The sequence below is a fragment of the Cyclobacterium qasimii M12-11B genome (genome assembly GCF_000427295.1).
GTDB lineage: Bacteria > Bacteroidota > Bacteroidia > Cytophagales > Cyclobacteriaceae > Cyclobacterium > Cyclobacterium qasimii.
Genome location: NZ_ATNM01000107.1, coordinates 30,001 through 44,398, shown reverse-complemented (window position 1 = coordinate 44,398; position 14,398 = coordinate 30,001). Strand labels below are relative to the sequence as shown.

At 38.4% G+C, this 14,398-nt stretch carries 10 protein-coding genes; 3 read left to right on the top strand and 7 right to left on the bottom strand.

Annotation, left to right across the window (positions count from 1 at the left end):
- Nucleotides 1-196: 196 nt before the first annotated feature.
- Nucleotides 197-2,569 (top strand): TonB-dependent receptor, encoded by a 2,373-nt coding sequence (locus tag ADICYQ_RS11600; RefSeq protein WP_020890895.1) that lies wholly within the window; start codon nucleotides 197-199, stop codon nucleotides 2,567-2,569.
- A gap of 410 nt (nucleotides 2,570-2,979) precedes the next feature.
- Here the strand turns inward: ADICYQ_RS11600 and ADICYQ_RS11595 are convergent, their stop codons facing one another.
- From ADICYQ_RS11595 to ADICYQ_RS25970, 5 genes are all read right to left on the bottom strand, one after another.
- On the bottom strand, nucleotides 2,980-4,371 hold the full coding sequence (locus tag ADICYQ_RS11595) for an efflux transporter outer membrane subunit (RefSeq protein WP_040415908.1): 1,392 nt from the start codon (nucleotides 4,369-4,371) through the stop codon (nucleotides 2,980-2,982).
- A gap of 5 nt (nucleotides 4,372-4,376) precedes the next feature.
- Nucleotides 4,377-5,003, bottom strand: coding sequence for an efflux RND transporter permease subunit (locus ADICYQ_RS29695; RefSeq protein WP_316929298.1), 627 nt, complete (start codon nucleotides 5,001-5,003; stop codon nucleotides 4,377-4,379).
- 44 nt (nucleotides 5,004-5,047) lie between these two features.
- On the bottom strand, nucleotides 5,048-7,516 hold the full coding sequence (locus ADICYQ_RS11590; RefSeq protein ID WP_020890892.1) for an efflux RND transporter permease subunit: 2,469 nt from the start codon (nucleotides 7,514-7,516) through the stop codon (nucleotides 5,048-5,050).
- 115 nt (nucleotides 7,517-7,631) lie between these two features.
- A complete protein-coding gene (locus ADICYQ_RS11585) occupies nucleotides 7,632-8,636 on the bottom strand; it encodes an efflux RND transporter periplasmic adaptor subunit (RefSeq protein WP_020890891.1) in 1,005 nt (334 codons plus the stop codon).
- Between the two features lie 44 nt (nucleotides 8,637-8,680).
- Complete coding sequence (locus ADICYQ_RS25970) at nucleotides 8,681-9,313, bottom strand: TetR/AcrR family transcriptional regulator (RefSeq protein ID WP_020890890.1); 633 nt, start codon at nucleotides 9,311-9,313, stop codon at nucleotides 8,681-8,683.
- A gap of 675 nt (nucleotides 9,314-9,988) precedes the next feature.
- On the opposite strand from ADICYQ_RS25970, the gene ADICYQ_RS11570 reads away from it, so the two are divergent.
- Nucleotides 9,989-10,378, top strand: coding sequence for a hypothetical protein (locus tag ADICYQ_RS11570; protein ID WP_020890888.1), 390 nt, complete (start codon nucleotides 9,989-9,991; stop codon nucleotides 10,376-10,378).
- On the opposite strand, the gene ADICYQ_RS11565 is transcribed toward ADICYQ_RS11570, so the two are convergent.
- Nucleotides 10,368-11,291, bottom strand: coding sequence for an ROK family protein (locus ADICYQ_RS11565; protein WP_020890887.1), 924 nt, complete (start codon nucleotides 11,289-11,291; stop codon nucleotides 10,368-10,370). The genes ADICYQ_RS11570 and ADICYQ_RS11565 overlap by 11 nt on opposite strands.
- A gap of 178 nt (nucleotides 11,292-11,469) precedes the next feature.
- On the bottom strand, nucleotides 11,470-12,297 hold the full coding sequence (locus ADICYQ_RS11560; RefSeq protein ID WP_020890886.1) for a CvfB family protein: 828 nt from the start codon (nucleotides 12,295-12,297) through the stop codon (nucleotides 11,470-11,472).
- A 530-nt stretch (nucleotides 12,298-12,827) separates the two neighbouring features.
- On the opposite strand from ADICYQ_RS11560, the gene ADICYQ_RS11555 reads away from it, so the two are divergent.
- A complete protein-coding gene (locus ADICYQ_RS11555; protein ID WP_040415906.1) occupies nucleotides 12,828-14,258 on the top strand; it encodes an alanine/glycine:cation symporter family protein in 1,431 nt (476 codons plus the stop codon).
- The last annotated feature ends 140 nt before the right edge of the window (nucleotides 14,259-14,398 follow it).

Below are 14,398 nucleotides of genomic sequence, written 5' to 3'. Positions count from 1 at the left end.
GGTACAAATATAGAAATTAGGAAGTCTCTTGGAAATATATAAGATGAACAGCCCATTTTTCCCTGCGAACAACATGAATAACGTGTATATCACATATTTGTCGTTTAACAGACAATTTGAACCGTTTTACCGAATACTTTTTAAATGTTCGGATTTTATTCACTAATTCACATAATCAACTCAAAAAATTAACCATATGAAATCACTTCTAACACTTGTCACCATTTTATTTGTGACACTTTTTTCTACACAAGCACAGGATATAGAAGTATCCGGCAAAGTGGTGGTGGCCGGTAGCAAAACACCTGTTGAGTTTGCTACAATTAAATTAATAGATAAAGAATCAGGTAATCTATTGGTAGGAACCACAACAAAAGCAGATGGTGGTCTTTTGTTAATTACCCAAGACAAAACTTTTAACCTTGAAATAAGTTTCATAGGATTTATTTCAAAGACCATTACCGAATATGAAATTAGCAATGGAAAAGTTGATTTCGGGACTGTGTTATTAGAAGAAGACAGCAAATTGATGGACGAAGTGGTAATAAGAGGCGAAAGATCATCAACAGAATTTCGCCTAGACAAAAGGATTTTCAATGTGGGTCAAGACCTGAGTAGTACAGGTGCAAGTGCACTCGAAGTCTTAAACAATGTACCATCGGTAACAGTAGATATAGAAGGTCAGATCCAATTAAGAGGAGCTGGTGGCGTTCAAATCATGATTAATGGCAAACCATCCGTTTTGACAAGTGATGGAGGAAGTGCATTGGGTACTTTGACAGCGGACATGATAGAAAGCGTGGAAGTAATTACCAACCCTTCTGCAAAATACGATGCTGAAGGAACATCCGGAATAATCAATATCGTATTAAAGAAAGAAGAGAAACGTGGTATTAATGGTTCTGTCTCTTTAAATACAGGTGTACCAGATAACCATAGCCTAGGATTCAGCTTGAATAAAAGAACAGAAAAATTCAATCTCTTCAGTCAAATTGGTGTCGGTAAACGCAAATTCCCGGAAAAATACAAAGGCTATAACAGAAATGAAACAGCCAATACTGAAATAAACAATTATGGAGAAAGGGACAAAGGAGAGTCTTTCCTAAATGTTATTTTAGGAACTGATTACCATATAGATGACAACAATGTACTTTCCCTTACCGGTAACTTTGCCTATGAGTGGGAATCAGAAACATCACTAATTAACTATAGCACTATAGGAGCCGACAATGTAGTTTCCTCTGCATGGCAAAGGGATGAGGTTACTTCCGCAACCAATCCTAAATGGCAATTTGAAATGCAATACAAAAGAGATTTCTCTGATAAGAAAGACCATTATTTATTGGTAAGCGCATTGGGTAGCTCATTTTCTAAAGATCAAAAATCTGCCTTCAATAATACGCCGGAATTTGGTGAAGAAGCACTCAGTGACCAACAGCAAACTCAAACAGACTTTGGACAAGTAGAATATACTTTCAAAGCCGATTATACCCAGCCTTTTACGGAAAAGATAACTTTTGAAACCGGTGGTCAATACCTAATTACAGATGTAGGAAATGATTATTCAATCAGCAACTGGGAGGATAATCAATGGATGGTAGTTACAGATTTGTCCAATTCATTTATCTACAACCAAAAGGTTTTGGGTGTTTACAGTACCGGATCTTATGAAGGGGAAAAAGCAGGGATAAAATTAGGCCTTAGGTTAGAAAACACAGACCTTCACACTCTATTGGAACAAAATAACCAGGAAAACAACAGGAATTTCACTAATCTCTTCCCTACGCTTCATACCTCTTATAAAATGAGGGACAACTTTTCACTTCAGGCTGGATATTCAAGAAGAATTGCCAGACCAAGGCTATTTGACTTGAATCCTTATTATAATATCCGGAACAATTACAGTATTAGAACAGGAAATCCAGATTTGCTACCTGAATTAACGGATAGCTATGAAATAACTGGGATATTTGATCACAAAGCCTTCTCTTTAAGCTCTTCCGTTTATCACAGGTACATTACCAGTACAGTGGAGAATGTCACCCGATTTGAAGGGGATGTAGCCATCTCTATGCCTATGAATATTGGCACGAATAAAACAACTGGTTGGGAAGTGAACGGTAAATATACCCCATTGGATTGGTTGTCATTTAACGGGGATTTCAATTATAACTATTTCCATAGAGAAGGAACTTTCGAAGCTACTGATTTTGATTTCAATGCTGACCAATGGTCTTCAAGGTTAACTACAAAAATTGATTTCCCTGCTGACTTCGCTTTGGAGCTCGTTGGGAATTACCAATCAAAAAGACAAACATTTCAACAATTGATGAGTGGCTACACAATGGCTGACATTGGTGTCAGGAAAAAAATACTTAAAGGAAAAGTAATCCTTAATCTTAGTGTTAGAGATGCTTTTGCAAGTAGGATATTTGAAAGTGAAACAATCCAAAGCAACTTTTCACAATACAGCCATAGAATGCGAGGAAGGTTTGTCACATTCGGCTTAAGCTATGGATTTGGAAAAGGTGAAGCGATGGAATTTAGTGGACAAAAACGCCGCTTCTAATACCAATCCTTCCACATGAATACAAATTCTAATCCCATTACTAAGTGAATTAGATAGTCTTACTGTTTTTATTTAATTGCCACAGGCCTGAACCTGTGGCAATTTTATTTTAGGCTATGGAGAAAAGTTAAAGGCTACTTGAATTAGGCATTCCTTAACCTAGAAATCAGGAAATCAAGCAGACCAAAAGTGTTTTCTGGGATTATGTATCCAAACGTCACTCACTATTCTAATCCTTTAAATTAAAAAATCCCTACAGGTTCTAGCTTTGTAAACATGCTAAACCCTGTAGGGACTTGATAGTAAATAAAAAGCGTAGGAGATAACAACTGAAAGCAAGAAGTTATCTAATGTCCTAAATAGTTATAGAACTGTACTAACCCAATGCAAGCAATCATCTCTCAATGGACTTATTGCCATCCCCCTCCAAGTGCCCTGTACAAATTGGTAAGGGCTTCCATCTGGTTATAACGGCTATTAATTAATTTGATTTCAGAATTCAACGCATTTTCCCTGGCAGTGATGACCTCCAAATAATTTCCAATGCCATTGTCCAACAACTCTTCGGAATATTCAATGGCCACTAGGTAGGCATCTAATTCCTTTTTAAGCAAGCCTTCCTTTTCTTTGGCTGAATCAAAAGTATAGATCGCATCAGAAACCTCCTTTTCGGCATTTAACACCGTTTTTCTAAAAGAAAGATACGCTTGCTCTTGCTGAGTTAATGCCACCTCAAACTGGGTCTTTAGCCTTCTGCCATTTAAAACTGGTTGTGTCAATCCGGCAATAACATTCGCAAAAACTGAATTAAGGCTAAACAACTGATCCAATTCCAAGCCTTGGATACCTGCTGTACCTGAAATGGTTAATGAAGGATAAAGATTTGTCTTCGCCACATTGCTCATTTCAAAAGCATTGATAAGCCCATATTCCGCAGCAAATACATCCGGACGATTGCGTAGCAGTTGAACTGGAAAACCGATAGAGAGTTCTTCAGGAAGGTGCTGATCGTCCAGCTCACCGCGAGGAATGTCTTCCGGTGATCTTGCCAAAAGAATGGCAAGCGTATTTTCAGCCAGGTGAAGGTCTCTTTGTAAGTCCACCTTTAATGCCTTGGCCGTGTAAAGCTGGGCTTCAGTTTGTTTCACTCCTACCTCAGTTACAATCCCTGCGATTTTTAAGGAGGAGGTAGTTTCCAAGGCCTGCTCCCTATTACTGATTGTTTCATTGGTCAGTTTCAATTGCTGATCCAAGGCCAATAGCCTAAAATAAAGGTTGGCAATGTCATTAATCAACCTGGTTTTAACAGCTTGATGTGCCGCTATTGATTGCAAATAAGATGCTTCAAAGGCCCTGCGTTGACTTCTGATTTTACCCCAAACATCTGCCTCCCAGGAAAAACCTGCAGAAACTTCATACTGGGTAATTCCGCCATCAAAGAAAGATCCAAACTGAGAATTTTTTGACAATTCCTGATGGGTAACCTTGCCTGTGCCACTCAAGGTGGGCAATTGCCCCCACTTTCCTTGTTTGTAGTAAGACTGTGCCCCAAGAATCGTTTGTAAAGCCATTCTTATATCAATATTGGACTCCAATCCTTCTTCAATATAACCTACCAATTGTGGGTCAGTAAATACTTCTCTCCAAGAATAGTCTGCCATCGTAACACTGTCCTCAGGCAATAAATCTGTTCTGAAATAATCTTCATCCACTACTGCATCAGCCTGTTGGTAATCCTTAGCCACAAAGCAGGAAGATAAAATCAATAGCAAAAAAGGTGTAAATAGACTTTTATTAAGCATAGTAATTAAGCGTTATCTAAAGCTTCAACTTCTTTTTTTGGACTAATTTTTTCCTGAAGCCATTGAAATAATATGAACAAAATAGGAATGACAAAAACACCCAGAACAGTACCAATCAGCAAGCCTCCAACAGCTCCTGTACCAATAGACCTGTTACCTGCGGCACCAATCCCATTGGCAAAAGCCAGCGGTAACAATCCTATTATAAAGGCAAAAGATGTCATAAGAATAGGCCTAAGCCTTACTTTGGCACCCTCATATGCGGCATCCACAATTGAAGCCCCAGCAGCCCTCCTTTGCATGGCAAACTCTATTATTAAGATCGCATTTTTGGCCAATAGCCCTATAAGCATGACCATTGCTATCTGAAAGTAAATATTGGCTTCCATTCCCAGGAAGTAGGTGGTCAAATAAGCCCCCATCACTCCTACAGGTAAAGACAACAAAACTGCAAAAGGAATAAGATAACTCTCGTATTGCGCAGCCAATATGAAGTAAACAAAGAGTATACTCAATAATATGATAAAGGTAGTTTGGCTACTTGCATTGATTTCCTCTCTGGTCAAACCAGAATAATCCACAGCAAAGTTTCTTGGCAACCCTGACTCATTGACCTCTTGGATGGCATTGATTGCATCACCGGTACTATAGCCTGGAGCGGCAGCACCATTGATGGCTACAGAATTAAAAGGTTAAACCGAGTTACAGCTTGTGGCCCATAAACCCTTTTTAAGGTAAGAAATTCTGAAATAGGTGCCATCTCCCCCTTGCTATTCCTAACAAATAAGGAATTTAGGTCATCAACTTCAGACCTATCTTGAGGCATTGCCTGAATATACACCCTGTATTGCTTACCAAATTTGGAGAAATCGGCAGCATAAATACTTCCAATATAGCCTTGAAGTGTACCTAAAATACTACTTACACTCACTCCCGCCTCCTTGGCTTTAGGAATATTGAGTACCATTTCATATTGAGGGTAACCAGTACTAAAGGCTGTTTGGGCATATAGAATTTCTGGTCTGGCCATCAATTTGCCCATGTATTCTTTTACCTCTACATCCAATTGATTAAAACTCCCTCCGGATTGATCCAAAAATTTAAGTTCAAAACCTGAAGAAACACCAAATCCCGGAATACTAGGTGGAGCAAAGAATAGGATTTTTGCCCCAGGAATACCGGCAGCTATACCGAACATTTGGCCTATCAAAGCCCTGGCAGATAAAGATTCATCTCCCCTTTCGTCCCAAGGTTTTAAACGAATAAAACCTAAACCAAAATTACTACCTTCTCCAGAAATAAGACTGAAACCGTTGACCATGGATCCACCTTCTACTCCTGGAAGATCTTTTATAGCATTCATTAGTTGGTCTGTAACAGCAACTGTCCTGTCAAGAGATGCACCTTCAGGCAATACAATGTCAGTAAATATCAAGCCCCTGTCCTCTTCGGGGACAAAACCAGTTGGTGTATTTTCAGCTGCCCAAATAATCGCTCCAATGGAACCAATAATTATAACACCTGTAATCCACTTGAAGCGAAACAAGAATTTTAATGCTCCTACATACTTCGCAGTGGTGACATCAAATGCCCTGTTGAAACCTTTAAAGAAACGTTTACCCAAACTAAGTTTCTTGTCAGGGTGGTCTTCATGAGGTTTCAATAACAGTGCACAAAGTGCAGGACTTAATGTCAATGCATTGACAGCTGAAATGGCTATTGCGATCATTAAAGTGACCCCAAACTGCTCATAAAACACACCTGTTGGCCCAGTTATGAAAGTTACAGGTATAAATACAGCTCCCATTACCAGTGTAATCGATATGATAGCACCGGTAATCTCATCCATGGCTTGATGAGTAGCGTTACGTGCTTTTTTCACTCCGCCCTCCATTTTGGCATGGACGGCTTCAACTACCACAATGGCATCATCTACCACAATTCCTATGGCAAGAACCAAAGCAAACAAGGTCAATAAGTTAACTGAATACCCTAATATATTTAGGAAAAAGAATGTACCAACAATAGACACGGGAACTGAAATAGCTGGAATTAAGGTAGATCTAAAATCCTGAAGGAAAATAAATACCACTATAAATACCAGTATAAAGGCCTCGATCAAGGTTGTCGTCACCTTAGCTATAGAAGCATTAAGAAAATCATTGGTGTCAAAATTAATGAAAATGGACAAGCCCTTGGGGAAACGGCTTTCAAGTTCGGTCAAAGATGCTTTCACATTGTCGATGATCTCCTGGGCATTCGATCCAGGTGTCTGGTAGACAGCCATACTTACCCCAGGATTACCATTGGTAAAGGACATCACAGAGTATCCCTGTGCATCCATTTCTACATCAGCAACATCTTTTAAACGCAAGAATTGTCCATCACCCAATGCCTTGATAACGATGTCCTCATATTGGGATTCATTTTTATAACGGCCACCATATTTGATTACATATTCGAAGGCCTGTGCGTTGTTCTGCCCAATAGATCCCGCTGCAGCTTCCAAACTTTGCTCGTTTATGGCCGCAGTCACATCTGAAGGCATCAAGCCATAAGCTGTGAGTTTATCAGGTTTCAGCCATATTCTCATGGCATAATTTTTAGAGCCAAATACCGTAACATCCCCTACTCCTTTAATCCTTTTGATGGTAGGGATAACATTTATGTTAAGGTAATTTTGAATAAAAGTGGCGTCATAATCAGGGTTGTCTGAGACCATGGTAAAAAACATCAACGAACTCGTTTGCTGTTTCTGGGTAATCACACCTGACTGAACTACTTCTCTAGGCAAAAGTGGATTGGCTCTCGCCACCCTATTTTGCACGTTTACAGCAGCAATATCAGGATCTACGCCCTGTCTAAAAAACACCTGAATGGTGGCTGTTCCACTATTACTTGCGGTAGAAGTAATATAATCCATGTTCTCCACCCCATTCACTTGCTCCTCTATGGGTATAATTACACTTTCTAGTACCGTCTCAGCGTTAGCTCCTGGATAGAATGCTGTAATTCTAACTGTTGGAGGTGCAATGTCCGGATATTGACTTACAGGTAAGGACAATAATCCTAAAACACCAAGAATAAGTATTAAAATGGACACTACAGTAGATAGTACCGGTTTGTCTATAAATTGTTTTAGCATTTTATTTTATTTAAAAGCTACTTTTAATTTTCCAGCGACACTATCAAAAGGTACTAGTCGAGGTGAAATCTTCATCTGATCCCGCACCTTGTCAAGGCCCTGATAAACTATTTTGTCACCCTTTTTTCAGACCTTCTTCAATTATTAATAGCTGTCCTACTTTCGCCTCAATTTCAATCAATGCCTCCACAGCAACAGAATCTGCCCCGACCTTATACAGGTACGTTTTTCCCTGTTCCTCGTAAATGGAAGCTTCAGGAATTACAGGTTTGTCTTCATAAATTTTAGGAATAAGCACCTTTCCACTGTTACCATGTGCTAACAATCGATTTGGATTTGGAAATGTTGCTCTAAAACTCACCGTCCCAGTGGTTGGATTCACCTGACCTGTGATCGTTTTAATCTTTCCTTTATGCGAATAGATTTGACCATTTACAAGCTCAAGCTCCACTTCAGCCATATTCCCTATTTTATCGTCAAGAGATTCCCCTTCTGTGATTTGAAGCATATTTAAGTACTGTTTTTCATTCATGGAAAAGAATGCAAAAACATTGTCCACCTGTGAAACCGTTGTCAATGGGTCACTTGGACTTACCAAGGCTCCTTGACGATAAGGAATGGCTCCAACATACCCTGAAACAGGGCTTTTTATAGTGGCATAACCAATATTTGCAGAAATACTGTTAAAAGTAGCCATGGCCTGATTGTACCTGGCTTCAGCCGTTTTCAGCTGAACACTACCAATAATTCCTTTTTCTACAAGCGGTTTCAATTTATCCACATCCACCTTAGCCGCCTCTACATTTGCCTTTGCAGCAGCAGCATCTGCATCCAGAGATTGGGTTTCAAGTTTAAACAAGCTTTGACCTTTCTTTACGGCTTGGCCTTCATCTACTAAAACCTGGGTGATATAACCTGATACTTTAGCCCTTACAGAACTACTTATTACTCCCTCCAAACTAGTTGGATAAGTATCATAGCCGGTCAATGTTTGGGAAGGAACCTCTATAACGGGAATGCTAGGCGCCTGCCTCATTGCCGCATTTTTTGTTTCTCCTTCTGAACAGGATTGGCACAGTACGACAAGTACTATGAGAATTACAAAAGAAAATTTGTTCATTTAAATGAAAATTTATTTATGCTAATTAAAAGTTTTGATTGCAATTATACCTCAGACATGCCGTACCATAACTTATTGATCAAAAGCTCCCGATCTGTTTCATCCAATAGAATTGAACCAAAAACATTGATTTTCGAGGCCATAATCACACTACCCATGTACATGGCTACATATATTTCGGGTTTGGCAGGCTTTAGGTACTTTTCATCAATTCCTTCTTTAAGGAATTTAAAATAGGCTCCTGTGAAATGATGTGGGCTACGTTCCTGGTTGTAAGGTGAATTAATGTATTGCTCAAAAAACACAAGAACTTTGGGGTGTTCTGTATAATAGAGGTATAGTTTAAGCCACCTTAAATAGAACCGCTCTTTATAGTCTGGTTTCTCATCTACTTGAATTGAAATACAGGCTTCCAGGCGGGTTCGAAAGTAACAATACATCTTTTTCATCAAGTCATCCTTGCTACAGAAATAATGGTAAATTGTTCCTGTAGACACACTGGCTTCTTTGGTCAATAAACTCATGGAGGTACCATGGAAGCCATATTTTGCGACTAATTCTAGCGCACCTTCATAGATGGCTATTTCTTTTTCTGAAAACTCTTGAAGTTGTTGCATCTCTTTAGATCGAACGTTCATTCTAATGGCAAAACTAGGAAGAAGGATTTTATCCTCCAAGCAAAAGCTGTGTGTTTTTCCAAAACAACCATATATAATTCTTCTAAACAGAATTACTAAACAATATACAGTAGAAACAATTTTTAAAAGGACAAATGGTAATATTAGTATTTAAGACAAAGACAGCTAAATTAGGGAAGGTTAGATATAAAAATCGAAATAATATTTACTTGGATCAAGCCCAATAAAAAGGACCAAAATTATTTATAGAAAGTAATTTTTAGCCTTTCTCTTAAAACGACGCTTCCATCAGAAAGTGACCATGTCAAAAACCAGAAGTTCTTTAAATTTGAGATCAACTTGGATTTAAAGGCAGCATGAGTTTTCAATACAAATGATTTAAGCCGTTCTTACAAACCTTTAAATGGAGTAATTGCCCTCTGTAAATGGTGAAGGAAGCGAAAGAAACGCCTGAATTAAAATAAAAAGGTAATTGAGATGTGATCATTGGCAAAAGCACTTTCTCCACTTTCAGGTAAAAATCAATAGGATTCACTTCGTAAAGCAGTCTGAAAGGTGGTTTTATAAGATCAGGCAAATCCTTATTAGTGATTTACAATTGAGCCGATAACCTTTAAATTTTAAAAAATCATGTCTTTTTCTTCAATTCCTACCAAGGCTATCAAACATTCGTACTAATTTCGCAAAGTTATTTGCAACCTATACCCTTTCCTCATGGCTTATAAATCAATAACCTTTTGCTTTTTCATTTTACTTGTAGCAGGTTTCTCATCCTGCTCAGGAAAATTAGAGACAGGCACCATAAATATAGAGAACTGGAAAAAGGACAGGAACGGTTGCCTGGGTTTACGCCTACAAGACGTTGAAGAAATAAAGGAATTAAAAAACACCTATTTGGCAAAAAACAATCAGGAGATCATCATTACCTTCGGACGTCCCGATCGGGTAGAACTGGTGGATAAAAGTCAAAGTTTTTTTATTTACTTCCTGGAGCCATCAGATCGCTGTGACGAACAAATAAAAAAAGAACCCCTAAAGGTTCTTTTTCGACTCAATGCTATCAATAAGGTAAGTGAAGTAACAGTGACAACACTTAATCCATAAAACACAGGGCTGCTGCACCTAGCGTACCCGCATCGTTTTCCAATGTAGCTTTTTCTAATTTTAAGTCAGTAAGATAATACGGACTTAAATATTGATGAATTGTCTTTTCCATTTGGGGTTGGATAAATGGAAGTGCTGCAGAAATTCCACCGCCAAAATAAACCTCTGTAACGTCTAGAATACGTATTGTAGACACCAATGCTTCTCCTAAAATTGCTCCTAGTTCAGCAAAAGTTCTTAAAGCGATTCCATTCCCATTCTTTGCTGAAGCAACCAACAAATGAATACCTAATTCCTTACCTTCCATTTCACCAATTTCCTGAGGAAATTGTTTCATCATATTTCCGGCCATGTTGAGTATTCCATTTCTACCTATCAAAGGCTCAAGCCGGCTATTTCCTCTTGAAAGCATGTGCCCTACTTCCATTGCATTGCCCCTCACTCCTTTAAATACTTTTCTATCTAAAATCAATGCACTGCCAATGCCAGTGCCTAAAGTGATGAAAAGGTAATTATCAGATGTTTTTTCTTTGCCAAAATGAAACTCTCCTAAAGCTGCTGCACTGGCGTCATTCTCGAGGTGAAAAATAATTTCAGGGTATTTTTCTAATAGCGCTTCTTTAAGGTTAAACCCATTCAGTTCTGAAATCGCAGGAATCTCTAGTGTGGTGGTTCTATCTTTGCTTACCAATCCTGGAAGACCTATTCCAACATGTTTTACTTCAGGATATTTTTGAAGGTATTCACCTACAACCTCTACAAATGCCTTATTAAAACCCTGTGGACTACTTCGGAGTAATGCTGTATCCTCTTTGCCAAATTCAATAATTTGACCAAGGGTATCTATCAGTCCTATTTTTACGTGAGTTCCTCCCACATCTATGCCTAAAAACACTTCCGCTTTTTTATCCATTCTATACTCTAATCAAATTACAAGATGCAAATACCGCTTAATTAAGCCTTTGATCAACGATCAATTTTACTAAAAATCAGGTCGATCATCCAATAGTGAACAAGGCAAAAATAGCAGATTTTCCTACTAAATCCTTTATTCAATAATATAATTGATAAAATAACCTTTGAGAAGTGATCTAAACCTTATAAATACCATCTTCTTTTATCAAAATGACTTTTTTACGGTACAATTGACCAATACATTGTTTGAAATGCTTCTTGCTCATCCCCAATGTTTTTTTGATGATTTCAGGTGAAGACTTATCCGTTAGAGGTAAAAAGTTTTTCTCAATTAACAAGTCTAAAATCTGCGTTGCACCTTCATCAAATTTCTGACGACCTATAGGGGTAATAATTAAATCTATTTTGTTGTCCTCTCTTACCTTTTTTACAAATGCTCGGACTGAATCTCCTATTTCTAGGGGTTTAAAAACCTCATTGGCATAAATAAGCCCTTCATAAAAGTCATTGACCAAAACCTTGTACCCCAAATCTGTGAGATCAAAAATCAAAGCATTTACTTCCTGCCCTGCCTCAAATCCTTTGGTGTCTGATAAGATAAAATCCTCGTATTTACTCACTCCTATCAAACGAGACGTTCGATGATCTACACAGACAAACACCAATACCTTGTCTCCAGGTGCGACTGTCTGGCGCATTTCGGAATTGGGCAGAAACAAGTCCTTTTCCAGTCCCCATTCTAAAAAAGCACCTATGCTCGTAACGTCTTTTACCTCCATCACAGCAAACTGATCCAGAATGGCTGATGGATGGTCAGTAACTGCTACCGGCCTGTCTTCACTATCTGTATAGACAAAAACTTCTTTAAAATCCCCTTCTTTTTCCTCTCCGCTTAAATACCGATTTGGTATCAACAACTCATCTCCATCGCTTAAAGCAAGATAAGCTCCATTGTCCGTAAACCGATTGATCGGTAGTGTGCTAATTAATCCTAATTCTTTCATAATTGTATTTCCGTCTGGTTTGTATTTAGCTACAAATCGCTGTAAAGGTAATGATTTTTAATAGGGATTTATTCTTGCTTTTTGAAGTAGTGATTTTTTCATTTGTTAGTAATCACCTCAAATCACTCCCATTCTATCAATGAAGTCACCTTACCTTGTAAAAAAACCAGAGAGAATAAAGGTTGTTTAGAATAATGGCAGAGGGCATTTAACCATATTGCATAGCTTCATTTACAACAAACTTCTCCTAATCCATAAGCCATTACTATATTCACTTAAATGTGCGTTAAACTGGTATAATTCTCAGGCAACCCTATCCGAATTTAAAACTTAGAACGATTGGTTGAAACGAAAAGTACAATGGTTGGATGATTTTGAAGCTATTCTATTCACAAATAGAACGGCAATTCCAGATAATGGATTAAAACCTCCCTTATTCTGATAATTATTTACCCTCAAAATTATTATTAACCCTATTTTAGGTTTTCTTTGTGTTAATAAAATAAATCTTATCAAGCCAAACTATCAACATGGAGTCTATAATATACGCCGTAAATGACATTATATGGAGTAATGCCTTAATTGTCCTTTGTTTAGGTGTCGGAATTTATTTTTCTATAGTCACCAAATTTCTTCAAGTCCGCTATTTCAAGGAAATGATTAAATTATTGTTTGGTGGAGAGTCTTCAGACAAGGGAGTCACTTCCTTTCAAGCTTTTGCCATTGCCATTTCAGGGCGGGTTGGAACAGGGAATATTGCAGGAGTAGCGGCAGCCATAGCCATGGGAGGTCCTGGAGCGATCTTTTGGATGTGGATCATCGCGTTTCTCGGCAGTGCATCAGCCTTCATTGAAGCTACGTTGGGACAAATGTTTAAAGAAGTAAAAGATGGCCAATACCGAGGAGGGCCAGCTTTCTACATAGAAAAAGGGTTAGGAATTAAGTGGTATGCCATATTGTTTGCCATTGCAACCATTCTTAGCACTGCCTTTTTCTTACCTGGAGTGCAAAGTAACAGTATCGCCATCAGTGTAGAGAATGCTTTTGATGTACCGGTTTGGATTACAGGCCTGGTAATTTGTGTTTTTCTTGCCCTTATTATTTTTGGTGGGGTAAAACGAATCGGAAAAGTAGCGCAAATAGTTGTCCCATTTATGGCGGCGGCTTACATCATCATGGCTATAATTATCATGGCATTGAACATCACAGAAATACCCGGAGTGATCAAATTGATTGTTACTTCTGCTTTCAATGCTGATGCTACTTTTGGAGGGATATTTGGTATGGCCATATCCTGGGGAATAAAAAGAGGGATTTATAGCAATGAAGCAGGTCAGGGAACTGCTCCTCACGCTGCAGCAGCTGCAGAGGTTAGTCACCCAGTTAAGCAAGGCCTGGTTCAGGCATTTTCCGTGTATGTTGATACGCTTTTTATCTGTACAGCCACCGCGTTCATGATTCTTTTCACAGGACAATACAATGTGGTCAATCCCGAAGGAGGATTTTTAGTAGAGAACCTTCCAGGTGTTACATATGGGCCTGAATTTACCCAATTTGCGATTAGTTCACATTTCCCGAATTTTGGGGCAGGCTTCATAGCCATCTCTTTGGCCTTTTTTGCTTTTACTACCATCATGGCCTACTACTATATAGCTGAGACGAACCTTAGTTATCTTCAAGGACATCAAAACAAAAAATGGCCTGTATTTGTACTTAGGGTCTTGATTTTGGTAGCTACCTTTTACGGTACCATCAGAACTGCAGAGCTTGCCTGGACACTAGGTGACATAGGAGTGGGAATGATGGCATGGCTAAATATGATAGCAATCATATTGCTTAGAAAACCAGCTATGGCAGCGTTAAAAGACTATGTGGATCAAAGAAAAAAGGGTTTAGACCCTACTTTTAACTCTAAAAGTCTGGACATAAAAAACATCAAAGTTTGGGATAAAATTGATTAGGATCCAATTATCTCATTTAACCAATTATGTACCATTACCTAAATAGGGAAAGTTGAGAAAACTAATTCATTCCCATGCCCAAAATTTTTAATTGTCTTTTATAAAAGACTGCCATTCTCATTAATTTCAAGGTCTTTATT

Excerpts from the sequence above, each read along its gene's own strand:
- ADICYQ_RS11555 (WP_040415906.1), top strand. The coding sequence starts at position 12,828 with ATGGAGTCTATAATATACGCCGTAAATGACATTATATGGAGTAATGCC.
- ADICYQ_RS11560 (WP_020890886.1), bottom strand. The coding sequence starts at position 12,297 with ATGAAAGAATTAGGATTAATTAGCACACTACCGATCAATCGGTTTACG.
- ADICYQ_RS11570 (WP_020890888.1), top strand. The coding sequence starts at position 9,989 with ATGGCTTATAAATCAATAACCTTTTGCTTTTTCATTTTACTTGTAGCA.
- ADICYQ_RS11585 (WP_020890891.1), bottom strand. The coding sequence starts at position 8,636 with ATGAACAAATTTTCTTTTGTAATTCTCATAGTACTTGTCGTACTGTGC.
- ADICYQ_RS11590 (WP_020890892.1), bottom strand. The coding sequence starts at position 7,516 with ATGCTAAAACAATTTATAGACAAACCGGTACTATCTACTGTAGTGTCC.
- ADICYQ_RS11600 (WP_020890895.1), top strand. The coding sequence starts at position 197 with ATGAAATCACTTCTAACACTTGTCACCATTTTATTTGTGACACTTTTT.
- ADICYQ_RS11595 (WP_040415908.1), bottom strand. The coding sequence starts at position 4,371 with ATGCTTAATAAAAGTCTATTTACACCTTTTTTGCTATTGATTTTATCT.
- ADICYQ_RS11565 (WP_020890887.1), bottom strand. The coding sequence starts at position 11,291 with ATGGATAAAAAAGCGGAAGTGTTTTTAGGCATAGATGTGGGAGGAACT.